The following is a 276-nucleotide window of genomic DNA, read 5'->3' on the forward strand; positions in this document are numbered from 1 at the left end:
GTAGCAAGGTTATGAAATGGCTGTGAAGTAAAAAGCTGGCTAGTAATGTACCAACCTAATATTTCTAAATCTTTAGACTGGGAGGTGAGTGTCTCTTCAGAAATTTTTCTTAACTCAGCCCAGTTTTCAGTATTTGCATCCACAATTGCTGGGTCAGAAGATGCATCAGGTGTTTCAACTAACTGACGAAATGAAGATTGAGCGCTATTGTAAACGTTTCTTAAACTGCGGTATGCGGTTCTATCCAATTTCAGGTAAGAGCCGGAGGGGTCATTA

Annotated in this window: 1 protein-coding gene; it reads right to left on the reverse strand. The window is 40.2% G+C overall.

Annotated elements, in window-relative coordinates:
• Positions 1 to 276: type VI secretion system ImpA family N-terminal domain-containing protein (locus AB4496_RS29430; RefSeq protein ID WP_372133670.1), on the reverse strand; the 276-nt coding region annotated here is incomplete at both ends.

Source organism: Vibrio sp. 10N.222.46.A1 (assembly GCF_041473595.1).
Taxonomy (GTDB): Bacteria; Pseudomonadota; Gammaproteobacteria; order Enterobacterales; family Vibrionaceae; genus Vibrio; species Vibrio tasmaniensis_A.